The sequence below is a fragment of the Paenibacillus allorhizosphaerae genome, from assembly GCF_042659105.1.
In the GTDB taxonomy this organism is placed as follows: Bacteria; Bacillota; Bacilli; order Paenibacillales; family NBRC-103111; genus Paenibacillus_G; species Paenibacillus_G allorhizosphaerae.
Genome location: NZ_JBHSRV010000005.1, coordinates 143,980 through 169,338 on the forward strand (window position 1 = coordinate 143,980; position 25,359 = coordinate 169,338).

Annotated in this window: 23 protein-coding genes; 9 read left to right on the forward strand and 14 right to left on the reverse strand. The window is 52.9% G+C overall.

Features of this window, described 5'->3' with window-relative positions; all coding sequences use genetic code 11:
• The 13 genes from ACFQI7_RS19675 to urtA all read right to left on the reverse strand — a co-directional run bounded on the left by ACFQI7_RS19675 (position 1) and on the right by urtA (position 16,449).
• Positions 1–1,611, reverse strand: coding sequence for an extracellular solute-binding protein (locus ACFQI7_RS19675; protein WP_218101414.1), 1,611 nt, complete (start codon positions 1,609–1,611; stop codon positions 1–3).
• Positions 1,612–1,718: 107 nt separating this feature from the next.
• Complete coding sequence (locus ACFQI7_RS19680) at positions 1,719–3,044, reverse strand: ABC transporter substrate-binding protein (RefSeq protein ID WP_218101415.1); 1,326 nt, start codon at positions 3,042–3,044, stop codon at positions 1,719–1,721.
• 24 nt (positions 3,045–3,068) lie between these two features.
• Entirely contained in the window at positions 3,069–4,877 is a 1,809-nt protein-coding gene (locus ACFQI7_RS19685; protein WP_218101416.1) for a right-handed parallel beta-helix repeat-containing protein, read from the reverse strand.
• A gap of 506 nt (positions 4,878–5,383) precedes the next feature.
• Entirely contained in the window at positions 5,384–7,366 is a 1,983-nt protein-coding gene (locus tag ACFQI7_RS19690) for a methyl-accepting chemotaxis protein (RefSeq protein WP_218101417.1), read from the reverse strand.
• 179 nt (positions 7,367–7,545) lie between these two features.
• Positions 7,546–8,886 (reverse strand): ABC transporter substrate-binding protein, encoded by a 1,341-nt coding sequence (locus ACFQI7_RS19695; protein ID WP_218101418.1) that lies wholly within the window; start codon positions 8,884–8,886, stop codon positions 7,546–7,548.
• A 203-nt stretch (positions 8,887–9,089) separates the two neighbouring features.
• Positions 9,090–9,713, reverse strand: a complete 624-nt coding sequence (locus ACFQI7_RS19700; protein ID WP_218101419.1) for a DUF2238 domain-containing protein — start codon at positions 9,711–9,713, stop codon at positions 9,090–9,092.
• A gap of 183 nt (positions 9,714–9,896) precedes the next feature.
• Positions 9,897–10,331: a spore coat protein GerQ gene (gene gerQ / locus ACFQI7_RS19705; protein WP_218101420.1), complete on the reverse strand. Its 435-nt coding sequence runs from the start codon at positions 10,329–10,331 to the stop codon at positions 9,897–9,899.
• Between the two features lie 167 nt (positions 10,332–10,498).
• Positions 10,499–11,332 carry an aldo/keto reductase gene (locus ACFQI7_RS19710; protein WP_218101421.1) on the reverse strand — a complete coding sequence of 278 codons (834 nt, stop codon included), beginning with the start codon at positions 11,330–11,332 and terminating at the stop codon, positions 10,499–10,501.
• Positions 11,333–11,529: 197 nt separating this feature from the next.
• A complete protein-coding gene (urtE, locus tag ACFQI7_RS19715) occupies positions 11,530–12,231 on the reverse strand; it encodes an urea ABC transporter ATP-binding subunit UrtE (RefSeq protein WP_218101433.1) in 702 nt (233 codons plus the stop codon).
• A gap of 10 nt (positions 12,232–12,241) precedes the next feature.
• Positions 12,242–13,030, reverse strand: coding sequence for an urea ABC transporter ATP-binding protein UrtD (urtD, locus tag ACFQI7_RS19720; protein WP_218101422.1), 789 nt, complete (start codon positions 13,028–13,030; stop codon positions 12,242–12,244).
• Between the two features lie 5 nt (positions 13,031–13,035).
• On the reverse strand, positions 13,036–14,166 hold the full coding sequence (gene urtC / locus ACFQI7_RS19725; protein WP_218101423.1) for an urea ABC transporter permease subunit UrtC: 1,131 nt from the start codon (positions 14,164–14,166) through the stop codon (positions 13,036–13,038).
• Between the two features lie 40 nt (positions 14,167–14,206).
• A complete protein-coding gene (gene urtB, locus ACFQI7_RS19730) occupies positions 14,207–15,112 on the reverse strand; it encodes an urea ABC transporter permease subunit UrtB (RefSeq protein ID WP_218101424.1) in 906 nt (301 codons plus the stop codon).
• An 83-nt stretch (positions 15,113–15,195) separates the two neighbouring features.
• A complete protein-coding gene (urtA, locus tag ACFQI7_RS19735) occupies positions 15,196–16,449 on the reverse strand; it encodes an urea ABC transporter substrate-binding protein (RefSeq protein ID WP_218101425.1) in 1,254 nt (417 codons plus the stop codon).
• Between the two features lie 316 nt (positions 16,450–16,765).
• On the opposite strand from urtA, the gene ACFQI7_RS19740 reads away from it, so the two are divergent.
• The 9 genes from ACFQI7_RS19740 (at position 16,766) to ACFQI7_RS19780 (ending at position 24,903) form a co-directional block, all read left to right on the forward strand.
• Complete coding sequence (locus ACFQI7_RS19740) at positions 16,766–17,071, forward strand: urease subunit gamma (protein ID WP_218103473.1); 306 nt, start codon at positions 16,766–16,768, stop codon at positions 17,069–17,071.
• Between the two features lie 74 nt (positions 17,072–17,145).
• A complete protein-coding gene (locus ACFQI7_RS19745; RefSeq protein WP_218103474.1) occupies positions 17,146–17,511 on the forward strand; it encodes an urease subunit beta in 366 nt (121 codons plus the stop codon).
• Positions 17,512–19,263, forward strand: a complete 1,752-nt coding sequence (gene ureC / locus ACFQI7_RS19750; protein WP_218103475.1) for an urease subunit alpha — start codon at positions 17,512–17,514, stop codon at positions 19,261–19,263. It begins immediately after the preceding gene.
• Positions 19,264–19,302: 39 nt separating this feature from the next.
• Entirely contained in the window at positions 19,303–20,004 is a 702-nt protein-coding gene (locus tag ACFQI7_RS19755) for an urease accessory protein UreF (protein ID WP_218103476.1), read from the forward strand.
• 61 nt (positions 20,005–20,065) lie between these two features.
• Positions 20,066–20,728: an urease accessory protein UreG gene (ureG, locus tag ACFQI7_RS19760; RefSeq protein WP_218103477.1), complete on the forward strand. Its 663-nt coding sequence runs from the start codon at positions 20,066–20,068 to the stop codon at positions 20,726–20,728.
• Positions 20,721–21,566, forward strand: a complete 846-nt coding sequence (locus ACFQI7_RS19765) for an urease accessory protein UreD (protein ID WP_218103478.1) — start codon at positions 20,721–20,723, stop codon at positions 21,564–21,566. Before ureG ends, ACFQI7_RS19765 begins: the two co-directional genes overlap by 8 nt.
• Positions 21,567–22,284: 718 nt before the next feature.
• Positions 22,285–23,214 (forward strand): heme o synthase, encoded by a 930-nt coding sequence (gene cyoE, locus ACFQI7_RS19770; RefSeq protein ID WP_218103479.1) that lies wholly within the window; start codon positions 22,285–22,287, stop codon positions 23,212–23,214.
• A 127-nt stretch (positions 23,215–23,341) separates the two neighbouring features.
• Positions 23,342–23,947, forward strand: a complete 606-nt coding sequence (locus ACFQI7_RS19775) for an SCO family protein (RefSeq protein WP_218103480.1) — start codon at positions 23,342–23,344, stop codon at positions 23,945–23,947.
• A gap of 29 nt (positions 23,948–23,976) precedes the next feature.
• On the forward strand, positions 23,977–24,903 hold the full coding sequence (locus ACFQI7_RS19780; protein ID WP_218103481.1) for an AEC family transporter: 927 nt from the start codon (positions 23,977–23,979) through the stop codon (positions 24,901–24,903).
• A gap of 9 nt (positions 24,904–24,912) precedes the next feature.
• Here ACFQI7_RS19780 and ACFQI7_RS19785 read toward each other — a convergent pair whose 3' ends face one another.
• Complete coding sequence (locus ACFQI7_RS19785; RefSeq protein WP_218103482.1) at positions 24,913–25,272, reverse strand: toprim domain-containing protein; 360 nt, start codon at positions 25,270–25,272, stop codon at positions 24,913–24,915.
• Positions 25,273–25,359: the final 87 nt, after the last annotated feature.

The window sequence follows — 25,359 nt, forward strand, 5'->3', positions numbered from 1 at the left end:
TCATTCGCTTTGCTTGCTCTTCAAGTAAGCTCCATAAGCTTGCTCGTACATGCTCATGTATTTGTCGAGACCGATCATCCGCATATTGCCGACATACTTGTCCCAGTCCGCGAAAGGTACTTCGCCGGTGACGAATTTGGCCTGCATTTGGCTGGCGTAGGAGGCGATTTCGGTGCCCAGGCTCCCCGGAGAATACGGAAAAGGGGGCCATATTTCTTTAACCGCATAAGGCTTTACTTTTCTGGCCGCTTCGATCGACGCGGGGTAGCTCTCCGATCCTTGGAACAATGGCAGACGGACAACCCCTGGGTAGCTGCCTCCTAGCCAAGTCACGTATGGAGTCAGCGCCTGCTCGATCGTAAGCCCGTTTTTATGGTTGCGTATGCGTTCCGTATACTGCAGCGTCCCATCGGCCGCTTCCTCGTAGCTTACGCCTTTCACGCCCATGAAAAACAGCTTGCTGCCTTCCTCGCTGAAAAAGTAATCGATCCAGCGCAGCGTCGCTTCCGGATATTTATTTTTGTTTGTGATCGCAAAGGCGCCTATATGGACGAGCGGCGCTTTGACATGCGAGTAGAGCCGGTCGCCGTGCGGGCCTTGAAGGGCGGGCGCGCCGATGTACCCGGTCTGCTTCATTTGCGTGTATGGGCTTGGCGTTACCATCGAGCCGTACACGTTTTGCGCGCCTTTGACGTAAAATTCACTGCTGCCGATCGTGAAGATGTCTTTCTCTATCAGCCCTTCGGCGTACAGCTTATGTACATATTCCAGCACTTCTTTATATTTCGCATCGACTGGAATGAAACGCAGCTGTCCGGTTGATTCATCCACATCGACGAGAGGATGGGCGAGTCCGCGGTTACCGAGCCCCCACGCGCCTTTCAGCTGGTGAATGAACATGCTGATGCCGAGGCTCCCGAAAGGAATTTCATCGGCGATGCCGTTGCCGTTCGGGTCGCGTTCCTTGACGGCTTTCATGTAGGCGTACAGCTCGTCGGTCGTTTGCGGCTCGGGCAAACGGAGCGCCTCAAGCCATGTTCCGTTAAGCCACAGCGGTGTTCCGATCAGCATCGACAAAAATTCCGGGTCATAAAAGGAAGGGATCGAATAAATGCCGCCGTCGGGCATCGTCAGCGACTGGCGCAATTCCGGATACCGCTCCAGCAGCTTTTGGAAGTTCGGCGCATATCGCGGAATCCAATCGTTCAACCGGAGAAAGACGCCTTCTTTTCCGTATTTCATCAGTTCGGCGGCGGTTAGGCGGGCGGCATAGAAGCCGTCCGGGTAGCTGCCGGTCGCCAGCGCCAATTTGCGTTCTTCTCCCATGCTCTCGAAAGGGACGAGCCGGAAATGGACTTTCATGTTTGTCATTTCGGCGTAATGCTTCCATAGTAAAATCTCATCCCAATTGGAGCCGCTCGTTGCGGATTTGCCGGTTAGAAACGTAAGTTCTACCGGCTTGTTCAAGATCGGCAGCCCTTCGGAAAGCAGAAGCGGGGGATCCTCCGGCCGAGCTGCCGAATGCTTCGATTGTTGATTGTAGTACAAGGCAAGTGTGCTGCCGACGATCAGTGCCGCCGCCGCCGACAGCAGCCATTTGTAACCCTTCATTCCGGAGCCCCCGCTTCGCTATCATCGATCTCTTTTGAAAATCCTTCTACTTATTATATCAACCGCCCACAGACGATGGAATAGGTGCTGGTGCGGCCGATAAGCGATTAATTCGGCTTATTCTCGCGAATGAATTTGTCCATTAACTCGTCATAGCTGCGCAGCGCGGTGTTGACGTCCACTTTGTTTTTCACCACCTGCGTCATGACCTTCGTAATTTCGTTAAATGCCTTGTTGGCAAACAGGGTGGAAGGGAACGGCTTGGCCGGAGCGGTTTTGAAAATGGCCGAAACGTTTTTCCCTTTCAATATATCCATGTTTTTGCCGAATTCCGTCTGGTATTTCTTATCGCCGAGCACGGACACGCGGCCGTTGCGGGCCATATCCAGCTGCACTTCGTCGGAGACGATCGTATTTACGACTTTGAACGCCGCATCCTTGTTCTTGCTCGTCTTCGGCACGATCATGACGTGCAGATCGATCTGGGTTCCGATGCCCGGCTTTTCCGGCCAAACGGGATAAGAGGCGATGTCCCAGTTAGAGAATTGATCTTTCACCTCGGCAAGGTTCGGCAGCCAGTTCAGGCCGGCAAGCATCGCGAGCTTCCGGTCCTTGACGAAGGCGTTGACGCCGGAGCTGAACGTTTGAATGGTCGAGTTGCCCGGTATTTCATATATATCGCGAACCATTTCCACCGTCTTTTTCCATTGATCGGTATTGCCTAGCGATTTGAAGCTTTTCGGATCGACAAGCGGCAGCTCCTGCTGGGAACCGGCACGGTAGACGGAATCCGGCTCGAACCCGCGGTATTGGGTGCCGCTATCCAGTCTTGTGAGCTTTTTGGCCAGTTCGGTCGTCTCCTGCCATGTCATCCCGTCTTTCGGATAAGCGACGCCGAAGCGGTCGAAAATGTCTTTGTTATAGTACAGCGCGTTGAAATGCATCGTATACGGAATGCCCATCAAAAAACTGTTTTCGCTCGTAATTTTGACGGCGTCCAGCGCAGTCGGATTGAATTTGTTCAAATCCATTTTATTGCTTTTAATCCACGGATCCAGATCCTGATCGATGCCCAGCCTTTTCAAATCCGGAAGCAGCAGGGACGTATGGAAAATAATATCCGGAAGCTCGTTAATGGCCAGCAAATTTTCGAAAGAATTGTTTTTATCGTCCAGTACGATGCGTTTGATTGTTATGTTAGGATGTTTTTTCTTTACCGGTTCCACGATGTACCGCTGAATTTCGTCCTCGGTCAAATAGCCGACGGCACGGATGCCGATCGATACGGTGGCTGGCGCGCTGTCTTTGTCGTCTTTTACCGTTTTCGGATCATTGGCGGAGCCGCCGGTTGCGCCGCTGCCGCTGGAACCGCAGCCTGACAGCAGCGTCATGGTTATTACACCCGATAGTAACGCTATCATTGATTTTCTCATTGATCTTGAAGCCCCCATTTAACGTTATATTTTTGTGGTGATGATTTGCCCTGTTTCGTCGACGGTCAGTTGGTAGCTGGACCCTCCTGCACTGTACAGCAGCAGCCGGTCGCTTGATGTCGCCGATGCGTTCAAGTAAGCGCCGGACACGCCTTCCAGGATGTTTTGAGACGTGTCGATGTGCTCGCTGCTGGCGGAAATTTGCAGGCCGTACCGGTTTTGCTTGCCGGCTGCCGCTTTCCGCACTGTGTTGCTGTGAATGGAGCCGCGGCTGTTTCGGGTGCTGACGATAATGCCGTCATACCGGTTGTGCTCGCTCTGGCTGGCGGAGTCGATGATGTTGCGATGAACGGAGAACCCGGTCGTCTCGCTGACCAGAATGCCGTAAAACCCGCTATTCCGTACAACGTTGCTATCGATGGTGACGCCCGTACACTTGGACGACTCGATGCCGTTGACGACAATGCTCTCCAACCGGTTGCCCGATACTTGGGAATCTGACGTATTCTCCAGATGAACGCCGCGCCTTGCGCTGTACACGATATTTCGTTCGATGACGGCCGATCGGCACCACGACGCCGTGATGGCATGCTTTTCCGTACCGGTCTCGTATACGATGTTGCCGGTAATGTACAAATCGGCGACCGGTGCCGCTTTGTCCCCATAGCTGCCGATGCCGCCATAGACGGACGCTCCGGTGATGACGTTATCGACGATGCGAATCCCTTTTCCCGCTTGTGGGGTGGTACGCTGATTGCCGTCCTTATCTTTCGTCGATTCACTATTCGGTGACGGGGTGCTGACCAGAACGCCGCCGCCGCATTGGAGCATCGTATTGCCTTCCACCAGGCAATCGTTCCATTTGAACAAGCGAATCGCCCAATACGTCAAATTTTCGAACGTATTGCCTAGAATCTTGATGTTGCTCGACCATACGTCATGGATTGCTCCATGCGTGCCGACGCCGCAAGCCCAGGCGGTCGTTCCCGCTGTACCGCTTGCGCCGAAATAGCAGTCGCGAACCGTAATGTTGCGGCACGGCGTACCGTCATATTTGCCGAATCCGGCAAAGCTGAGCTTCGTCGGGACGTCGATCTGGATCGCTTCGGAAAAAAATCGGGAGCCGTCGTCCGCATTTTTATAACCGAGGAAGCGGCAATGTTCCACCGAAACGTCGCGGCTTGCATTAATTTCGATCGCATGCGCCCATACGACGTCCTTAATGGTCAAATCGCGAATCGCGATGTTGGCCGCATGGCCGAAGTTGAAGCCTACGTAAGCGTCGGGATACTGGATGATGTTGCCGTCCCAGATCCCTCCTTCGATCGTAATGTTGCCGTGTCCGCCGTATGCGTCGTAAGCGGCTCCGGACGCTCCGTTCAGCAGGAAGCTGTCGTTGTGGCAGCGCAGCATCACCGCGTCATGGTGTAGCATCAACTTCGTATTGCGGTAAATTCGCAGCATTTTCGTCAGCCTATACACCCCTTTCGGTACGTAGACGGCCGGGCTCGCACCCGTTAGCGCTTGATCGAGCACATCCTGAAATGCTTTGGTGTCGTCCGCGGCGCCATCGCCTTTTGCTCCGTAATCCTTTACGCTGAGCCAATCCAGATGTGCGGAATGCTTTGGCTTCTTGTCGTGGTCGTATACCGAATCGGTAACGGTACCGCCGTCGGCGTATGAAGCCTTTCCGTTGAGCAGCGCATGCGCGGCTAAGGTAATCCCGGCCGCGCCTAATGCCATGATCACGCCTCTGCGGCTAATCGCCGGTTCTTTGCGGTCCGGCGTCTGGTTCGCCGCTTGCGGCGTTTCGGGTTCGTCGATATGGCTCATGCCTGTTCCCCCTTTGTTTTCGAAGCTTTCCGGTTCATCGTAACCGGCTCTTTGTACGAAAGATATGCACATGTTTCGTGATTTCGTGCAGTTGTCTAGCGGATCGTAACGAAAGACAATTTTCAAATAAGATGACAACCGTCAAAAATGGATCACGCGGATGAATAATTGGGGGAGAACCGGGTATCATAAGAGCGACGGTGAAAAGAGAGGTGTGGTTCCGTTGGGCTTTCTAACGATCAATACCGAGGATACTGTTATTGAATCCAATGAGAAGCGAGGGGTTGTGCCCAAGAGACGTTAATGTAGTTTAACTGCATTGGTCAAAAAGGTACCCGAGATTCGACTGGTTCAAAAGCTGTTACCAACATTCAATTCACCGTTAAAAGAACTCCGCAAGGGGTTCTTTTTCTCTGTAGTGGAACGGTACGATTAAAATAATAAAACTCGCCCGCTCCGGAAAGGAGGGACGAGTTTTGCTGCAAGTTATACCGATACGTATTTGCCTACACTTTGAATCGTTCGACAGCCTTCTGCAGCTGCTCGGCCAAAACGGTCAACGACTCGGCCGTCGATGTAATTTCCTCCATGGATGCCAGTTGTTCCTGGGATGAGGAGAGTACATTTTGCGTGTATTGCACGGAACTTTTTGAAGAGACGGCCATTTCTTCAACTGCAGCAGCGACTTCTTCCGAGCTGGCGGACATTTGCTCCGCAACGGCGGAGATATCATGAATTTGGTGCACAATATGTTTCGTTGAGCTTTGAATTTGGACAAAAGCGGCTCTCGCTTTCTCCGTAATATGAATTCCTTTGTCGACTTCGGCGTTCACGCGATGGTTCATGACATCGGCGATGCTTTCGATCATATGCAGCATTTGCGAAATAACGCCGTGAATATGATCGGCCGTTGTCTTGGACTGCTCGGCCAGCTTGCGAATTTCTCCGGCTACGACCGCGAAGCCTCTGCCGTTCTCACCGGCGCGCGCCGCTTCGATCGCCGCATTGAGCGACAGCAAATTGGTTTGCCCTGCAATTTCGGCAATCGCGGTATTCATGTCCCGGATCTGCGTCGAGAGCTCGGAGAGTTTCCGAATCATTTCGGAAGATTCGCTGACGGACCCGAGAATTTCCTCCATTTGCCGAGTGACCTGTTCAACCGTGCTGTTCCCGTTCTCTACCTCCGCTTCCGTTTGCATCGCGGATTGGACAATCGTTCCGGCGGATTCGGCGATCCGCCCGACCCCTACAGCCATCTCTTCCATCGCTCTTGCCGTTTCGCCGGTCGTTTGCGACTGCATTTCCTCGGCTGCGGCGACATGCTGTATCGACTGGGTTACATGCCCAACGGTCTGCGTTGTTTGTTCTGTAACGGCTTTCATTTCCTGAGAGGAAGCGGCCAACTGCAGCGACGTATCGTTTATTTCTCGTACAAGCGAATGGAGGGAGTCGGCCATCGCGTTAAAATCGTTCGCTAATCCGCCGAATTCATCATTCCGGAGGATGTTGACCCGACAGGTAAGATCGCCGGATTGAATGCTGCCGGTTCCTACCCTCAGGGCATTGAGCGGAACAATGATCGCGCGCATAATGAGGTAGATCAGAATGCCGGCGACAATCAAAGCGGCGATGATGACGATTACGGTCTGGTACAGAATAGGCTTGGCCGCATCCGAGTATTCGTCCATCTCGATCGTCCCGGCGATTTTCCAGCCCGTAATCTCATTTGTGACGAAATGCGCTTCTTTTTCTACGCCTTCTTTTACATAGTTTACGATGCCGCTGCTGTTTTGCTGCATAGCGTCAACTTGACTGCCTGAAGCCTGTTCCCCCGGCTTGACTGTAGGATGGGACAAATACTTGCTTCCTTGATCCAGAACGTAGACGTATCCTTTATCCCCGATTTTCACTTGCTGCAGTACGCTGCTTAGCTTCGCCAAATCGAGGTTTAACCCGATGACGCCTTTGCCGTCGGGAAAAGTCTTGGAAATCGTGACCACCATATTTTTTGTGGTGGCGGAAATGTAGGGTGCGGATAGAACGACTTTGCCCGGATTTTTTAACGTTTCGATGTACCAGTCTCTTTTGCGCGGATCGTAATCCTGCGCGCCGGGGTCGGGCGCTTTCATCCAGGCTCCGTTCTCGTTGCCTAACGTTACTAGCTCCAATTCGCTATGCTTGCTCATGAACAGATCGATCAATTTTCGGATCGCCGGGTCGTTTCGTTCTACACCCGAGGCGGACAATTGATCTGCCAGGAAATCCGCTTCGCTCATCACGGGGCGGATGTATTGTCCGATGATTTCGCTTGCCAAATCGACCGTCTCTTGGGTAGAGGAGGACATATGGCTGCTTAGTTCTTTTTGTGAACTATGATAGGAGAAGATGCCTGTGGAAAGGGCGGGAATCAGAAGTACGGCCAAAAATGTTGCGATCAGTCTCGTTTTTACTGAGCCTGGGTTCAATTTCTTAAGTAAATATAGCTTCAAGTAAGCCCCACTCCTCTTATGTCGTATCATTTGAGTTTATACTTTAATTTTCGACAATAAACGACAAGAAAGAAATAGTTCAAAATACCCAAAAAAAGTTAAATATTATTGATAATTAGTTCTGTTGACGCAAAAAAACCGCCGATTTTTTCATATCTCGGCGGTTTTGTTCGATCTCATTACTGGGCTTTTTTGGCCTCCACTTGCTTGGCCATAGCCTCCTCGGCTTCGCGAAGAGCGGTGTTTATGTCCACATTGTTGATGATGATTTTGTTCATGGTCGTTTCAACGATTTTCTTTAACTCATTCAAGTTGGCGCCGACAAGACCTTGCGCCCGGGCAGGCGGAACCGCAGCGGGCTTCATCTTCGTAAGCGCACCGATATTTTTTCCTTTCAGGGCCGGCAGCTCCGAGCCGACAATTTTGTCAAGATCTTTAATGGTCCGCACGGAAGGCATGTTCGCTTTCGTCTTCGCTTCCTCGATCTGCATTTCATCGGAAAGGAGGAACTCGATAATTTTGAAGGAAATATCCTGGTTTTTATTCGTTTTCGTAATATACCAGTAGCCGCTGGAGCCGACGATCATGCCTGTCGTATTCGGCGCTTCCTTGAAGGTGGGCATCGTCACCATATCCCAATTCATTTCCGCCGGGAACCCGGCATAGCGTCCGAATTGGTTCGCGTTCAGCGCGACTTTTTGCGATTTCTCGAACGCTTCGGCCTCGGAAGTTTGCGACGTTCCGTCCGCTCGTTTGTTGTTTTGAATTTGGTAAAAGCGGGAGAAGTTATTGAAGAGAACCTTCCACTTTTCAGGATCGTACATTTTGTCCGCTTTCGGATCAAGGTAAGGAACGGACAGCTGATTATCCCTCAGCAGCGCGCCATAGAACGAACCGAAGCCGCGGTACACGTCCCCGCCGTCGACGCGGGTCATTTGTTTGGCAAGCTCATACGTTTGATCCCAAGTCATTCCGTCTTTTGGATAAGGCACGCCGAACTTGTCAAAAATCGACTTGTTGTAGAACATGACCTGCATACCGCCGTAAGGCATAGGGAGACCGATTATGTTGCCTTCAGGGTTCGTAGTCTTGATCGCGTCGATGAGAATGGGCTCAAAGCGGTTTAAATCGTAGTTATGTTTTTTGATCAACGGAGCCATATCCGCGTGCAGATTGAGATTGATCAGGTAATTGTCGATGTCCGAAATAATGCCGAATACGATATCGGGATATATGCCGGCCGTGACCAATTCGGGAATGGTCGTGCCTTGGCTGCGCGCGATAAAATTAAGCGTGACGTTCGGGAATTTGGCCTTGATTTTGTCACCGTAGCTTTTGTTGAAATCTTCGACGCTCATGCCGAGTCCGGAGGCTACGGTCAACGTAACCGGCGAAGTGAGATCCATCTTGACGGATTCAGTTGTTCCGGAAACGCTTCCATTTCCGGCCTTGCTGCATGCGGTCAGCATAGTTACGGCCAATGCGGCTGTGAGAAGACCTTTTCCTGTTTTCAATATCAATGGTACTACCCCCTATATCTATTTATGACATTAACATTTATTATAAAAAGAGGGCGACGCAAGCGCGATATCGAATCCTAACGTCTTTTTGATCGTTATTCACATCGTTTTAGCAAAAACGGCCGGGGGCCCCGGATGAGCTTCACCCGGTGCGGTCGGCATTGTTCTTGAAGTCATGTCCGCGAGCCCGGCAAACGGTCCGCTCACGCTTTTTTTTGGCGTTTATGTAGGAAGGCAAGGAACCCCATGGCTATGATCGCTCCCGCGAAGCCCATGACCATATCTTTTTCCGAATCGAACATGTCCCCCTGCAGCCCGATATACTGCGCGCCGAACGATCCGGCGAGTATGGCCACAATGGCTTCAATGATCTCAAAGATGGCGCTGAACGTTAAAATGACGGCAGCGGAAATAATATACGTCCACTTGCCGCGAATTCCTGCAATGCGGATCATCGCTTCCCGAAGCGGATAAGCGAGAAGAAGTCCGAATGCGAAGTGCACGACCCGATCAAAGTAGCTGCGCTTCGTATGTATAGCGGATTTCAGCCACATGTCGACGGGAGTGTTTTGATATGTAAAATGGGCGGCGTACGTATGGAGGCATAAAAAAATGAACAGCAAAACGTACGAAAGGTTGGATAACTGGAATTTGCGGTAAGTCCAGCCAAGAAAGGCGATCGTCGCTATCGGAATCAAGTTTTCCATCAGCCATTGCCCGCGGTTCGTCGGGTGAAACGCCAAGGCGATCCAGTAGACGGCATATGCCGCGATCAGAAATTGAAGCAAGTAGTTCCGGGAAAAAGCTGTCGTTGTATAGGTATACATGATTCATCCGTCCTGTTGACGATATTGGAAATGTAACCGTAGTATGACCGAATTGGTAAAAGTCATGCAGTGCGCAGGAAAATTAAAAAAGTCCGGGAACCTTTTCGATGATCAGGCTCCCGGACTTCATTTGTTGTACAATCAGAGGCTGGTTCTAATGGGCTTCAACATCGAAATCGATGATTAACGGCCCGAAGGAGAGCCGTACGGATATGTGTATTGAAGCGGCTCGTCAAACGTGATGTAATCCAGATTTACCATCAGGAGCAAATACCGCATGCCGGTCTGAGGGTCGCTAATAATAATATGGTCACGGCCGGCGGCTTCCAGTCTGCCCTTGAACACTTTCGCATTCCATTCCGAGTTGTTTTCGAATGTCATGTAAATGGTTGCGATTTTGCCCAGATTGAGGCGCAGTATGTTCTCGATGAAAGATTGCTCCAGCGGCAGCTGTCCCGGCATGCTCGGCGCAGTTGGCGTCGGCACGGGATATCCTTGCGGCGAAATCGTCGATCCGCTTGGAATCATCGGCGGAAACTGGCCTTGGCCTACCGGCTGTACGCCTGTCGTGGGGTAACCGCCGTAGGGACTCATCCCCGGTTTGTTCGGATTATACATGGTTTAAAATCCTCCTCCAAAAAAATAACTTGCAGCTTTCGCCGCTCAGTAGGCTTTAGCACACAATTTATACTATGGCATAGGCGGATGTTTGGTGACGGATCTTTTGCGAAAAAAAAGAACGGCAGCTGCGCAGCTGCCGTTGAGTCTTGCTTGTTCATATTCAATTAGAAATTGAAATTGTCAGGGTCCGCTCCGAATCGTTTATTCTGGTTCATTCCGTCGACGAGCGCCATGTCATCTGCACTTAACGCAAAATCGAAAATCTTCGCATTATCGATAATTCGCTGCTCGTTAACCGATTTCGGGATGGTGACGACGCCATGCTGCAGGTCCCAGCGCAATATAATTTGCGCCGGCGTTTTTCCGTATTTGGCGGCGAGCTTCGCAAGCGTCGGGTGATCCAGATTGCCTTGCATAAGCGGGCTCCACGCTTCCATCTGGATGCTTTGCTGCTTGCAGAAGCTTCGAAGCTCGGCTTGATTCAGCAGCGGGTGAAATTCCACCTGGTTGACGGCCGGAACGACGCCGCTGTCCTCGATGATGTCTTTCAGGTGATGAACTTGGAAGTTGCTCACGCCGATTGCCCGGACATGGCCGTCCTTGTACAGCTTTCCGAGCGCCTTCCACGTTTCTTTATATTTGCCTTTCACAGGCCAATGCACGAGGTACAAGTCGATCACGTCGAGACCGAGTTTGCGGCGGCTTTCGTCGAAAGCGCGCAGCGTCTGATCGTAACCTTGATCCGCGTTCCATACTTTGGTTGTAATAAACAGTTGATCGCGGGAGACGCCGCATTCCCGGATCGCCTGCCCGACGCCGGCTTCATTGCCGTATACGGCAGCCGTATCGATGGAGCGGTAGCCGGCTTTTACGGCATATTTTACTGCATTGATAACTTCGTCGCCTTCCTGGGTTTTCCAGACGCCGAGGCCGAGCCAAGGCATGCGGACCCCGTTGTTTAACGTTGTCGTGTCGTTCATTTGCGAAATGGTGGACATGCAGTAATTCCTCCTCTTGATTATGTATTGTCGGTGTGGATTCAACGGCTGACAACTCTATGATAAACTTTGTTTTCCCATGAAAGCAAATCGGGCGAATGGAGCGGTCAAATAAAAACATCGTCGTTCCGATGGGATATGCGCACCCGCACTTTCGGAATAACGATGTTTTTGTTTCGGCCAGCCGCGCCGCTTTTTCATACCGCCAAATGCTTGCGAACCTGATCCTCGCTCAGCGTGGCGGGGCTGCCTTCGGCGACGATCGTGCCCTTATCAAGCACATAGTAGTAGTCGGCGATACTGGTCGCGAACGTCAGGCTTTGCTCGACGAGCAGCACCGACATCGACTGGTTCGCTTTGATCGATTCGATAACGCGTTCGATTTCCATCACAATGGACGGCTGAATGCCTTCCATCGGCTCATCGAGCAGCAGCAGCTTCGGTTCCGCCACAAGCGCGCGGGCGATGGCGAGCTGCTGCTGTTGGCCGCCGCTGAGGTCTCCGCCTTTGCGCTTCAGCATTTGCCCCAGCACAGGGAACTTCTCGTAGATGGAGTTCGGGATACCCGCTTTGCGTAAGCTGCCGCCCGCTGCCTCCAGCCCGATTTGCAAATTTTCCTCCACGGTCAGTTGGGAGAAAATGTCGCGTCCTTGCGGCACGTAACCGATGCCGGCCTTGGCATGACGGTACGGAGGCGCGTCGGTCAGCTCGTGCTCTCCGTATCGAACGGTGCCGTTCTTCGGTTTGATCAGGCCCATAATCGTTTTCATCAGCGTCGTCTTGCCGACGCCGTTGCGGCCCATCAGGCAAACGACTTGACCTGGCTTTATTTTCATCGTAATCTCGCGGAGCACCAAGCTTTCCCCGTAGCCGGACGCGAGTTTTTCGATCGTTAACATGTTTCCCGCATTAGTCATGCCGTTCACCTCTTCTTCCCAAATACACTTCCGCTACTTTTTCGTCGTTTTGAATATCCTGCATCGTTCCTTCACGGAGAACCGAGCCTTCGTGCATGACAGTGACCGTTCTGGCGAACTTGCGGACGAAATCCATGTCGTGCTCGACGACGACGACGGTTTGCCGGTCGCAGATCGCGTGCAGCAGCTCGCCGGTTTTTTCCGTTTCGCTGTCGGTCATGCCGGCCGCCGGCTCGTCGAGCAGCAGCAGCTCCGGCTCTTGAATGAGCAGCATTCCGATTTCGAGCCACTGCTTTTCTCCGTGCGATAAGCCGCCGGCTTTCTCTTTCGCTTTGTCCGTCAGGCCGATCAAATCCAAATGGTGGCGGATGCGTTCCCGCTGTTCCGGCTTTGTGGCGGCAACGAGCGTGCTGAGCAGACCGCGCTTCTGACGCATGGACAGCAGCAGGTTTTCCTGTACCGTCAGCGTCGTAAAAATCGAAGGGGCCTGAAATTTGCGGCCGATGCCGAGCTGGGAGAGCTGATGCTCCTGGTTCCGCGAAATATCGTAATTTTTGAACAGCACCCGGCCTTTGGACGGTTTGACCTTGCCGCAAAGCACATCAAGCAGCGTCGTTTTTCCGGCGCCGTTCGGTCCGATGAGAAAACGGAGCTCCCCGGGCGTAAGCTGAAAATTGAGCCCGCGAATCGCTTTGAATCCGTCAAAATCAACCTCCAGCTGTTCGACGTGGAGAAGGGGGGCGGATGGATCTTCCCGAAGCGAAGCATTCATAGCATTCATCGCGACTAGCCTCCTTGTTGTGTTTTTTCAAGCTCGGCAAATCCGAGCGGCGGCGCCGAGGAAGGTTTTAATGCGGCGGGAGCAGCGTCCGCGCTCTTTCGTTCCCCTTTGCCGGCGGCCCAATCTTTTAACGTGCCGATAAAGCCTTTGGGCAGGAACAGCGTGACGACGATGAACATCGCGCCCATCAATATCGGCCACCATTCGGGGTACGCTTCGCTGAACATCGTCTTGGCCGAGTTCGTCAGGACCGCCCCGATCAACGCGCCGATAATCGTGCCCCGACCGCCGATGGCGACCCACAGCACCATCTCGATCGACGGGACGATGCCCATCTGGGCGGGGGAGATAATGCCCTCCTGCAGGACGAACAAAATGCCGGCCAGTCCGGCAAGCGCTGCGGACACGCAGTAGATGAATACTTTGTAAGCAACCGGATTGTAGCCGATGAATCGGACCCGGTTTTCCGCGTCGCGGATCGCAACAAGGATTTTACCGAGACGGCTGGAGGCGAGCCACAAGCAGAGCAGCAGCACGAGGCCGACGACAACGACGGTAATGTAGTACAAGATGAGCTTGGTCGACGGTTCTCCCAGTTTGAGGCCAAGGAACGTATCGAAATTGGTGAGTCCGTTCGTCCCGCCGGTGTAGCCTTGCTGCCCGACGAATAAAGTGACGGTAATGATGACGAGCGCCTGCGATAAAATGGAGAAAAACGTACCGCGGATCCGGTTGCGGAATGTCAGATAGCCTAGCACAAAAGCGGCGGCTACCGGCACGAGCAGGGCGAGCAGCATCGCCGTGCCTGCCGACTGGAACGGCAGCCAGAACGACGGCAGCTTCTCCACGCCGCTCCATGACATAAAGTCGGGAAGCTGTCCGTTCGAGGCCACGAGCTTCAAATGCATCGCCATGCAGTAGGCGCCGAGTCCGAAGTAAACGCCGTGTCCCAGACTCAGAATGCCGGTGTAGCCCCAGATGAGATCGAGACCCATGGCGAGAATGGCGTACGCGAGAAATTTGCCGAGCAGCGACAACCGGAACTCGGATAAAAACGCCGGCGCTAGCAGCATCAGAACGAAGAGCAGTACGCTAAGCGCGATTTTCACTTTGGTATTGCTAAGCAGAGTGGTCATGGCAAAAACCCCTTTCATTAACGGTCACCGCGCAGTGCGTTTAATCAAGCGCCCGCGATTTCATGGTGACAAGGCCGGACGGCTTCCATTGTAGGAAGGCGATGATGAGCGTAAACACGATCACTTTGCCGAGCGTGGCGCTGGTCGTATACTCGAAGGCCGTGTTCAGCACGCCGATGCCGAGCGCGCCGGCCACTGTACCGATGAGCTTGCCGATTCCGCCGAGCACAACAACCATGAACGCATCGACAATGTAGTAGGTGCCGATCGTCGGTCCGATCGGGCCGACCAGCGTCAACGCACAGCCTGCGATACCGGCCATGCCGGAGCCGAAAGCGAACGCCTGCGCATCGACGCGCCGGGTAGAGATGCCGAGGCACGAGGCCATGTTGCGGTTTTGCATGACGGCCTGCATGTTGCGCCCGCCCCGCGTATGGTACAAATACCAGTAAATGATCGACAAGCAAACGATAACTAGCGCGATGATGAACAGCCGCTTGTACGGCAGCGTCAAATCGCCGCCGATCGTAATCGCGCCTTCCAGCCAAGAGGGGGCTGTCACGGCGACGTTCGGCGCGCCGAAGATCGAGCGGGCGAGCTGCTGCAGCACGAGGCTGACGCCCCAGGTGGCAAGCAGGCTGTCGAGCGGCCGTCCGTACAAGAAGCGGATCAGCAACGCCTCGAGCAGCCAGCCCATGACGAACGCGACGGCGAAGGCGACAAGCAGCGCGACCGGGAAGTAAAAGCCGAAGCTTGAGGCGGGCAGCATCTTCTGGAACAGTTGCTGAATCGTATAAGCCATATAGGCGCCGATCATAATGAATTCGCCGTGGGCCATGTTGATGACGTTCATCAGCCCGAAGGTGATGGCCAGCCCGAGCGCGATGAGCAGCAGAATGGAACTGAGCGACACGCCGTTAAACAATTGAAGCAAGATCAGGCTCATAACGGTAGTACCTCCTCATCTGTCGGAAAACAGAGGGACTGCCTTGAGGCAGTCCCCGTTTCACCGGTTCTCTCTCTTTAAGACTACTTTGTTACCGCAGCGCCCCACGGATACGTTTTGAGGTACGGATCCGGTTTCACCGGCTGGCCGGAGTTCCACACTTCTTTAATCATGCCGTCGGACTGAATTTGGCCGATCCGTACGGTCTTATAGATGTGCTGGTTGTCGCCGTCGACTTTGACTTTGCCTTCCGGAGCGTTCCATTCAATGCCCTTCGCCGCCGCTTTCACTTTCTCGACTTCAAAGGAGCCGGCTTTCTTAACTGCTTCCGCCCACAGATAGACACCGGTGTAAGCCGCTTCGATCGGATCGTCCGTCACGCGGTCTTTGCCGTACTTCGCTTTGTAGGCTTCCACGAATTTTTTGTTTTCCGGCGTATCGGTCGTTTGGTAGTAGTTCCAAGCCGTATAGTGGCCTTCCAGGATGGAAGCGCCGATGCCGCGAATTTCTTCTTCGGCGATGCTGACGGATAAGGTGGTCAAGTCTTTGGAACCGATGCCCGCATCTTTCAGTTGTTTGAAGAAGGCTACATTACTGTCTCCGTTCAATGTATTGAAGACGACGTCCGGTTTTTCTTTTTTGATTTTGCTGATGATCGTGTTGTAATCGGTATGTCCGAGCGGCGTATATTCTTCGGCGATCAGCGTGCCGCCCTCCGCTTTCAGCTGCTCTTTAATGATTTTGTTGGCCGTTCTCGGGAACACGTAATCGGAGCCGAGCAGGAAAAACTTTTTCCCTTTATTTTGCAGGAGCCACGATACGGCCGGGACGATTTGCTGATTCGTGGTTGCGCCGGTGTAAAAGATGTTCGGCGATGATTCCAAGCCTTCATATTGGACAGGATAGAAGAAAAGGCCTTTGTTTTGTTCCACTACCGGAAGCACCGCTTTGCGGCTGGCGGAAGTCCATCCGCCGAAGATGACGACCGCTTTGTCTTTTTGCAGCAGTTTTTTTGTTTTTTCCGCAAAAGTAGGCCAGTCGGATGCGCCGTCTTCGACAATCGGCTTCAGTTGTTTGCCCAGAACGCCGCCGGCTTTGTTGATCTCATCGATCGCCATCATCTCCGCATCCTTAACGGATACTTCGCTGATGGACATTGTGCCGGTCAAGGAGTGAACGATCCCGATGGGAACCGTGTTGTCTCCGGCAGGTGCTTCCGTTTTGGTGTCGGTGCCGGTTGCGGCTGGCTTCGCTGTGCCGGAGCATCCGGCCAGGAAGGCGGACAGCGTCAGTGAGACGGCCATCAGGGCGGTAAGCCTTTTTCTTTTGAATAACATGTTTGATCCACTCCCCTAATTTTTTCGGTCAATCACTTCAGTGTGTCAGTATGGCTTACATGCCATATCTTATTCAAATGTGATTTACATGTCAATATACATTACATAAATTTATTTCTAAAAAAATTTTACGCATTGAATTATGCCGTTTATTTCGTGATTTTGGAATATATATTGAAAATACGCCCTCAATCTTGACGATATGGTGTTTTAATGTGATTTTAAATAACATTAATGGATTTACAGAAGAGCAAAACGCGAATATAATAAAGTTATTGGCACTGCAATATTCGTGTTTCGTTTAGGAGGATCTAACATGAACCTGACAGATAGGGAGAAGGAGAAGCTGCTTATTACGGTGGCAGCCGATTTGGCCAGGCGCAGGCTTGCTCGCGGGGTGAAGCTTAATTATCCCGAGAGCGTTGCGCTCATTACTTCGGAGATTATGGAAGGCGCGCGGGACGGGGTGACGGTGGCGCAGCTGATGGAGCTCGGGACGACAGTGCTGCGCGCGGAGCAGGTGATGCCCGGGGTGCCTGACATGATCCATGAAGTGCAAGTAGAGGCTACGTTTCCGGACGGCACAAAGCTGGTCACAGTGCATCAGCCGATTCGACGATAAGAAGAAGTGTACAGCCGGATATCGGGTTAAGAAAAAGCTGCAGCTGAAATCAAGCTTTAGAGGAGGAGTAACCCATGAAGCCGGGGGAATATCGCGTTCGGGAAGGAATCGTGGAGCTGAACGCCGGAAAAGCAAAAGTGGCGCTTGTTGTTATTAATATGGGAGACCGGCCCGTGCAGGTCGGCTCGCATTATCATTTTTTCGAAGTGAATCGGGCGTTGAAGTTTGACCGCGCATCGGCGTTCGGCATGCGTCTGGATATACCGGCCGGAACGGCCGTCCGTTTTGAACCGGGCGAAGAGAAGCCGGTCACGCTGACGGAGCTTGGGGGCGACCGATTGAGTTACGGCCTGAACGGGCTGTCGAAGGGAGAGGCGCGCCGCGGCGTGCTGCCGGAACCGGTTCGCGCCCGATGGAATGAATGGGAGGAGGGCGTTTAGATGGCACAGATGGACCGCAAATCGTATGCGCTCATGTTCGGTCCGACCGTTGGAGACGCCGTCCGCTTGGCGGACACCGACTTATGGGCGGAAGTCGAGCGCGATTATACCCGCTACGGGGACGAATGCAAATTCGGCGGCGGTAAAGTGATCCGCGACGGGATGGGGCAGTCCAGCCGGCATACGCGGGATCAAGGCGTGCTCGATACGCTGATTACCAATGCGCTGATCATTGACTATTCGGGCATTGTGAAGGCGGATATCGGGATCAAGGACGGCTTGATCGTCGGCATCGGCAAAGCCGGCAATCCGGACATTATGGACGGCGTCGATCTGCAGATGATCGTCGGGGCATCTACGGAAGTGATTGCGGGCGAAGGCAAAATCGTTACGGCCGGCGGCATCGACACGCATATCCATTATATATGCCCGCAGCAGATTGAAACGGCGCTCGCCTCCGGCGTGACGACGATGATCGGCGGTGGCACGGGACCCGCGGCGGGTACGAGCGCCACGACATGCACGCCCGGTGCATGGCATATGCACCGGATGCTGGAGGCGGCGGAGGCGTTCCCGATGAACCTCGGGTTCACCGGCAAAGGCAACGCCGCTTTTCCGGAACCGCTCGCCGAGCAGGTCGAAGCCGGCGCGATCGGGCTGAAGCTGCACGAAGACTGGGGCACGACGCCGGCCGCGATTGATGCTTGTCTCGCCGTAGCCGACCGGTACGACGTGCAGGTGGCCATTCATACGGACACGCTCAACGAGTCCGGCTTTGTCGAAGACACGATCCGCGCCATCGGCGGGCGCACGATCCACACGTACCATACGGAAGGCGCAGGGGGAGGGCATGCGCCGGATATTATCCGGATCGCTTCCGAGCTGAATGTGCTGCCTTCCTCTACGAACCCGACCCGCCCGTATACGATTAATACGGTCGAGGAGCATCTCGATATGTTAATGGTATGTCACCATCTCGACAGCCGCATCCCGGAGGATGTCGCCTTCGCCGATTCGCGGATTCGCCCGGAAACGATTGCGGCGGAAGATATTTTGCATGATCTCGGCGTATTCAGCATGATCAGCTCCGACTCCCAGGCGATGGGACGCGTCGGTGAGGTGATCATCCGCACATGGCAGACTGCGGATAAGATGAAGAAACAGCGCGGCCTGCTGCATGAACCGGGCGCTGCTGCTGTTGAAGCCGATTCCGGCGATGACAGCGAAAGCAGGAACGATAACTTCCGCATTAAGCGGTATATCGCCAAATATACGATCAATCCTGCCATCACGCACGGCATCTCGCATCTCGTCGGCTCGGTAGAGGTAGGCAAGCTTGCCGACCTCGTCGTCTGGAGCCCTGCCTTCTTCGGCGTCAAGCCCGACATGGTGGTCAAAGGCGGCATCATCGCCTTCGCGCAAATGGGCGATCCGAATGCTTCGATTCCGACGCCTCAGCCGGTATTCGGGCGTCCGATGTTCGGCGCGTTCGGCCGGGCGCTGGACCATTGCATCACGTTCGTCTCGCAAGCGGCCTATGATGCCGGCGTACACCGCGAGCTCGGGCTGCAGAAGCGCATCGAGACGGTCAAAAACTGCCGCTCCGTTACGAAAAAACATATGATCCATAACGGGGAAACGCCGAAAATCGAAGTGAATCCGGAAACGTACGAGGTGAAGGTGGATGGCGAAGCCGTCACATGCGAGCCGGTCAGCGTCCTGCCGATGGCGCAGCGGTACTTTCTCTTTTAATCGTACATGAATAATAGGCAAGGAGGCGGCCACCGGAGCATGCACAACGATACATCCTTTTCTTGGCTTGCCTATACGCAATTGCTCGATTCCGCATTGCCGATCGGCGGGTTCTCGCATTCGTTCGGTTTGGAAACGATGGTACAGAGCGGCCGGATCGAGCGTGCGGAGCAACTGAAGCATTATATAGAAGCGATGCTGTTTCACAGCTGGGGGCCGGTTGACGCTTTGGCTGTCAAAGCCGTCTATCGGTTGGCTCCTGATAAGCGCTATGCCGAGCTTTGGCGCATCGACCGCGAACAGCATGTACAGCGGGTCGCGGCGGAAACCCGCGACGGTGTCGCCAAGATGGGCCGGCGGCTGTACCAGCTTACGCGGGCAATGTACCCGAACCTGGAGTGGGAACCGCTGACAGGAGCGCTGCAGTCGAAGGAGTGCATCGGTACGCATCCGCTCATTCACGGTTGGGTCAGCCATGAGCTGCAAGCGCCGCTTGCGGTCGCGGTGGAAGGGTATTTGTACACTTGCACGATGACGTGCATCAACAGCGGGCTGCGCCTCATGTCGCTCGGCCAAACGGACGGACAGCGGCTGCTTGCCTCGCTGCTGCCTTCCATTGCGGAAGCAGCGCAGCAGACCGAATCGCTGGATCCGCTCGCGGATGGCTACGGGAGCGTCCCGTACGCGGAGATCGCGATGATGCGGCACGAAGGGCTGTATTCCCGGTTGTTTATGTCCTGAATGATTTATTTCGCTTCATTAATATATGTACTCATCTATAATTTGAAGGAGGCTGACGCGTATGTGTCAAGGAGGAGCGCATCATCATCATGAATGGGAAAAACCGGATTACGTCCATTTGGGACGTCCGATGCGAATCGGAATCGGAGGCCCGGTCGGCTCGGGCAAAACGGCACTAGTCGAAAGGCTTGCGCGCAAATTAACCGACAAATATAGTATTGCCGTCATCACCAACGATATTTATACGAAGGAAGATGCGAACATTTTGATCCGTTCCGAGGCGCTGCCTGCGGAGCGCATCATCGGCGTAGAAACCGGCGGCTGCCCGCATACGGCGATCCGCGAAGACGCCTCCATGAACTTTGAAGCGGTAGAGGAGCTGGAGCAGCGCTTTGCCGATCTCGATATCATCTTCATCGAGAGCGGCGGCGATAATTTGGCCGCGGCATTCAGCCCTGAGCTGGTGGATCGCTTCATCTATATTATCGACGTGGCGCAAGGGGAGAAAATTCCGCGCAAAGGCGGCCCGGGCATTATGCGCTCCGACATGCTGATCATTAACAAAATCGACCTCGCCCCACACGTGGGCGCCAGCCTGAAAGTCATGGAGGAAGACACGATCCGGATGCGCGGCGACAAGCCGTTCGTGTTCTCGAACTTGTTCGGCGGCCAGGGGCTGGACGATATCGTTCATTGGGTGGAACACGAGTACAGCCATGCCTGAGGTGACAGGGGCGATCAATGCTGAATTTTCCTCAAGCGGAGGAGAAACGCAGCTGCTGCGCCACCAGCAATCGTACCCGCTCAAAATCGCCAAAACGTTCCGGTTTGAAGGCCGACAGCTAGGTGTTTATGTCATGGATGCGTCCCCCGGCATGATGGCGGGGGACCTCTATGAGCAGCAATGGCGCTTCGGAAAGGGGACGGACGTATTTATTACGAATCAATCGTATACAAAGGTGCATCCGGCCCGAAAAAGCGATAATGACCCGGCAACCCCGACCCGGCAGCGGCAAACGCTGCATCTTGCTTCCGGCGCCTATGTCGAATATATGCCTGAGCCGCTGATGCTCTACAATCAGGCATATTTCCTTAGCGAGACGGACATTCGGATGGAACGCGATTCGACGCTGATTTTTAGCGAGATCGTGTGCCCGGGGCGAACGCATCGGGGGGAGCAGTTCCAATACGAGCTTTACCGGTCGCGCCTGTCCGTGTGGTATGACGACGAATTGATTTTTACGGCAAAGCAGCTGACAGAGCCAGGCAAGCACGCTCCGCTTGGAGCAGGACGTTGGGATGGTTACACGCATCTGGGTTCTTTGTATATGTTTTCAACCGTTGCCGACGCCGCCCTTGTCGAGAAGCTGCGCGACAAACTGGAGCGGAAATTCCCGCCGGGCGGCAGCTTGTATTTCGGCATCAGCCTTACGTACAAGTACGGACTCGCCGTCTCGGTGCTAGGCCGCCGCGTATACGAGATCGCCGATTTGCTGGAAACCGCTTGGGGTATCATCCGATCCGCGTCCTTTCAAAAGCCGCCGCTTTCCGTACCGAAGTAGCGGCGCAGCCGCTTTGGTTCTGCCAAGAGGTATCGAGTTTTGCCCGAGTCCAGGTAGGAAGCACAGGCTGTCAGAGTTACTCATTTCTACTTGCGAGATATGGTTGGAGAGAAACGTATTCCTTCTATAATATATAGTACCGGTTCGAAGATTCAGCCATAAAATCGAACACTCGATGGAATAGAGAAGGAGGAATGGTGGGAAATATCTCAAATCAGTGAATGTGCAAGGTTTGAAAAAAGCAGCAAATGAATCGAAACATGGTCAGAAAAAAATAGCGGAGAGCGCTCGGAATTGAGACAGCTGAGGAGAGTTTTTAAAACGTAGAAGATAACTCGAAGTCAGCCCATAAGGGAATGGGTATGGGGTGGAAAAGCGGCAGCGTCCGCCTTTAAAATCGCATGGATACCGCTAAGTATATTCCAATCATGCGATTTTAACAGCGGTTGGAACCCCATACCCATCCCCCAGCGCTCAAAGCAGCAGTCAGCGCCAGTAGTTTACCGTTCGGTCAAAGCCGAACGTTTTTTCATTTTCATTTTTTTTGCATTTCTCATTTTCAATTTGTCACAACTTCGAACGCACATATCGACAATATTTTGAACACCGGGATGTGTTTGTTGTCAAATGATCGGCAGGTTGCTATTATAAAGGGGATGTATAAGCTATACTGATTAATGGCTACGGAACGGATCCTTCACATAAGGGGGTTGTAACATTGAAAGAACAAGCAAGTTTGGAGCTTGGAGTCGAGGCGGTGGCTGCTGCGGATGAAACGACGCAGAACTTGCCGGTGAGCTGGAGAGATTTTGTCCAACTGGCAAAGCCCGGTATTTTGTTCTCCAATTCGATCACGGCGTTCGGCGGTTTCTGGGTAGCGTCCAAGTGGAATATCGACTGGTTGTTGATGATATATGCACTTCTCGGTACAGCGCTTGTGATGGCATCGGGCTGCGTATTGAACAATTATTTGGACCGCGACATGGATACGAAGATGGCCCGTACGCAGAAGAGGGCGCTCGCCGTAGGGAAGATTGCACCGCAAACGGTGCTGCTGTACGGGATTATACTTGGAATTATCGGACTCGCAGTGCTTTGGTTCGGCACAAACCCGTTATCCGCACTTTTAGGGCTGATCGGATTGTTCCTTTACGTCTGGGTGTATACCGCTTGGTTTAAGCGCACCTCGGTTTGGAGCACGTTTGTCGGCAGCTTTTCCGGAGCGGTGCCGCCGGTCATTGGCTACTGTGCCGTTGTTCCGGAGATCGACGCGGGCGCGCTGATCTTGTTCGGGATTATGTTTCTTTGGCAGCCGCCGCACTTCTGGGCGCTTGGCATCCGGCGTATGGAAGAATACCGCGCAGCCGGCTTCCCGCTGCTTCCCGTCGTTCGGGGCACGTATGTAACGAAGCTGAGCATGGTCCGCTACATTGTGCTGCTTGTTCCCGTATCGCTGCTGCTGTATGTATTTGGTTACGTCGGTGAGATTTATCTCGCTGCCGCTGCAGTTATGGGGCTGTACTGGGCATTCCTCAGCATTAAAGGTTTCAAGGCGGAGGATGAGGTGCAGTGGTCGAAGAAGATGTTTATTTTCTCCATTAACTATTTGACTTTGCTCTTCATTATTATGGTTGTGAACACCGTGTAACACGGCGCGTTGATCCAGTCAAAGAATAATCCCACGGCGTCCCGTACGCCTGGGATTTATTTTTTGCAGGCGGGTCGCTGGGTTACGCATATGATTGTTTAATTGCGAGAACGAAAGGGTGGCGGGGATGCAAAAAAATGGCTTTAAAATCATTGTCATGGTACTGCTTGTCGGGTTAATCGGAACGTTTGGTTACATGTTAATGAAAGGACCGGATCAAAAAATCGGTGTGCTGCAAAAGGCACCGGATTTCAAGCTGGAAAACCTGGATGGGAAGCAAGTATCGCTCGGCGACACGGCGGGGAAAGCCAAACTGATTTATTTTTTCTATTCCACCTGTCCCGATGTATGCCAGCCAACGACCTTTACGTTGTCGAAAATCCAAGACAAGCTGGTCGAGAAGGGCGTATTTGGAACGAAAACGGCTCTAATGTCCATAACGTTCGATCCGACGAAAGATACGACCACGCAGCTGAAAGAGTTTTCGCAGCGCTTCCACGCCGATTATAAAGGATGGTACTTCCTGCGGGGAGAAGAGGCGTCGGTCATTGATCTGGCTAAAAAATTCGGCGTGCTTGTTGTAAAAGACCCGAAAACCGAAACGTATACCCACAGCAACTTGTTCCTGTTGGTTGACGGGAAAGGCGATTTGCGGACATATTACAGCGGAAACGACGAAGATCTCGATGTGGATAAAGTCGTCGCCGATCTGGTCAAGATCAGCAAAGAATAATCGTACCGATCGGGGGCTTTGTTGCAAGGATGGGGTACTTTACGCATATTTTGCTCAGCAACGTAATACCGCTAACGATTATGATCGCAATTGGCGTTGTTTTGTACAGAGCCTTTAAACTGGATATTAAAACGTTATCCAAGCTGAACTTTTATTTGTTCTCGCCTTCGGTCGTCTTCAAGATGCTGTACGAGTCGACGCTTTCGCTTAGCGTATTGGGGCAAACGCTGCTCTTTTTCTTTATTTTTTTCGCCGCGATGTACATATTGGTGGAGATTGTCATCCGCATTCGCGGCTATAAAGGCGGCATGGTGCCGGCCGTGCGGAACAGCGTTATTTTTTATAACAGCGCCAATTACGCCATTCCGCTCAACCAGCTTGTATTTGTGGGCGACGCTTTCACGATGTCGATACAAATTATTATTATGATGATGCAAAGCCTGCTGCCGAACACGTACGGGATTTATTCCGTCAACGCGCAAAAAAAAGGCGATATCCGCAAAACAATGCGGACGATTATGACGCTGCCGGTCATCTATATTATCCCGATCGCGTTTCTGATGAACGGGCTGCATGTTCCGATTCCTGCGCCGATCTATACACCGATCAATTATGTATCGAACGCTTTTATCGCGACCGCTCTGCTGACTTTAGGCGTACAATTGGGAAGTATGAAGTGGAAATTCCAGTTATCCGATGTTATTTTGTCCAACGTGCTGCGATTGCTGGTGGGACCGGCCGTCGGTTTCGGCGTCGTTCTACTGCTCGGCATCGACGGCGTAATGGCCCAGGCGCTTGTGCTGTCCTGTGCCGTACCGACTTCGCTCAGCAGCGTGCTCATCGCCGTGGAGTATGATAATGAGCCGGAATTTTCATCGCAAGCCGTGTTTTCCTCCACGATCTTTAGCATCTTCACTGTGACGCTAGTCATTTATTTGTTGAAATTCATAGGCTGAGCCATTACGCTAAAATTTTTCGATGGTCGGGTGCACCGGAGGGTAAACGATAAATTCCTCCAACCCGGCCTTTTCCAGTTGCTGAATCAAGTACTCGTCCGGCGTTCCTTCCACTCCTGCATAGCCGCGGCGCGTATAAATTTGCTCGGCATCGGGGAATGTGTCCCGCAAGATGCCGCGTATTTTTTTGCCGGATGAATCGTTGTCTGTAAAAAGAAATACCTCGCGCGTACCGATCTTTTTTTTCAAACTCTCAAGCCTCTCGGTATTCAAGGAACCGAAGGTGCAGTAAATCACGATTTCATCCGTGAGCAGGCGGCGAAGCCTGCTTTTGTCGTTTTTTCCTTCTACGATGATGGCGATTGACATTGCAATCCTCCGTTTCAACGAGTATGGACGATCTTTTTGTAGTATATCCCCTTTTGTTGTCCCATCCAATACTTTTATGTTTGTATT

Excerpts from the sequence above, each read along its gene's own strand:
- urtA (WP_218101425.1), bottom strand. The coding sequence starts at position 16,449 with ATGTTATTCAAAAGAAAAAGGCTTACCGCCCTGATGGCCGTCTCACTG.
- ACFQI7_RS19755 (WP_218103476.1), top strand. The coding sequence starts at position 19,303 with ATGCACAACGATACATCCTTTTCTTGGCTTGCCTATACGCAATTGCTC.
- ACFQI7_RS19680 (WP_218101415.1), bottom strand. The coding sequence starts at position 3,044 with ATGAGAAAATCAATGATAGCGTTACTATCGGGTGTAATAACCATGACG.
- ACFQI7_RS19785 (WP_218103482.1), bottom strand. The coding sequence starts at position 25,272 with ATGTCAATCGCCATCATCGTAGAAGGAAAAAACGACAAAAGCAGGCTT.
- ACFQI7_RS19710 (WP_218101421.1), bottom strand. The coding sequence starts at position 11,332 with ATGTCCACCATTTCGCAAATGAACGACACGACAACGTTAAACAACGGG.
- ACFQI7_RS19740 (WP_218103473.1), top strand. The coding sequence starts at position 16,766 with ATGAACCTGACAGATAGGGAGAAGGAGAAGCTGCTTATTACGGTGGCA.
- ACFQI7_RS19675 (WP_218101414.1), bottom strand. The coding sequence starts at position 1,611 with ATGAAGGGTTACAAATGGCTGCTGTCGGCGGCGGCGGCACTGATCGTC.
- urtE (WP_218101433.1), bottom strand. The coding sequence starts at position 12,231 with ATGTTAACGATCGAAAAACTCGCGTCCGGCTACGGGGAAAGCTTGGTG.
- ACFQI7_RS19700 (WP_218101419.1), bottom strand. The coding sequence starts at position 9,713 with ATGTATACCTATACAACGACAGCTTTTTCCCGGAACTACTTGCTTCAA.
- ACFQI7_RS19765 (WP_218103478.1), top strand. The coding sequence starts at position 20,721 with ATGCCTGAGGTGACAGGGGCGATCAATGCTGAATTTTCCTCAAGCGGA.
- ACFQI7_RS19775 (WP_218103480.1), top strand. The coding sequence starts at position 23,342 with ATGCAAAAAAATGGCTTTAAAATCATTGTCATGGTACTGCTTGTCGGG.
- ureG (WP_218103477.1), top strand. The coding sequence starts at position 20,066 with ATGTGTCAAGGAGGAGCGCATCATCATCATGAATGGGAAAAACCGGAT.
- ACFQI7_RS19685 (WP_218101416.1), bottom strand. The coding sequence starts at position 4,877 with ATGAGCCATATCGACGAACCCGAAACGCCGCAAGCGGCGAACCAGACG.
- urtC (WP_218101423.1), bottom strand. The coding sequence starts at position 14,166 with ATGACCACTCTGCTTAGCAATACCAAAGTGAAAATCGCGCTTAGCGTA.
- ureC (WP_218103475.1), top strand. The coding sequence starts at position 17,512 with ATGGCACAGATGGACCGCAAATCGTATGCGCTCATGTTCGGTCCGACC.
- urtD (WP_218101422.1), bottom strand. The coding sequence starts at position 13,030 with ATGAATGCTATGAATGCTTCGCTTCGGGAAGATCCATCCGCCCCCCTT.
- urtB (WP_218101424.1), bottom strand. The coding sequence starts at position 15,112 with ATGAGCCTGATCTTGCTTCAATTGTTTAACGGCGTGTCGCTCAGTTCC.
- ACFQI7_RS19745 (WP_218103474.1), top strand. The coding sequence starts at position 17,146 with ATGAAGCCGGGGGAATATCGCGTTCGGGAAGGAATCGTGGAGCTGAAC.
- ACFQI7_RS19780 (WP_218103481.1), top strand. The coding sequence starts at position 23,977 with ATGGGGTACTTTACGCATATTTTGCTCAGCAACGTAATACCGCTAACG.
- gerQ (WP_218101420.1), bottom strand. The coding sequence starts at position 10,331 with ATGTATAATCCGAACAAACCGGGGATGAGTCCCTACGGCGGTTACCCC.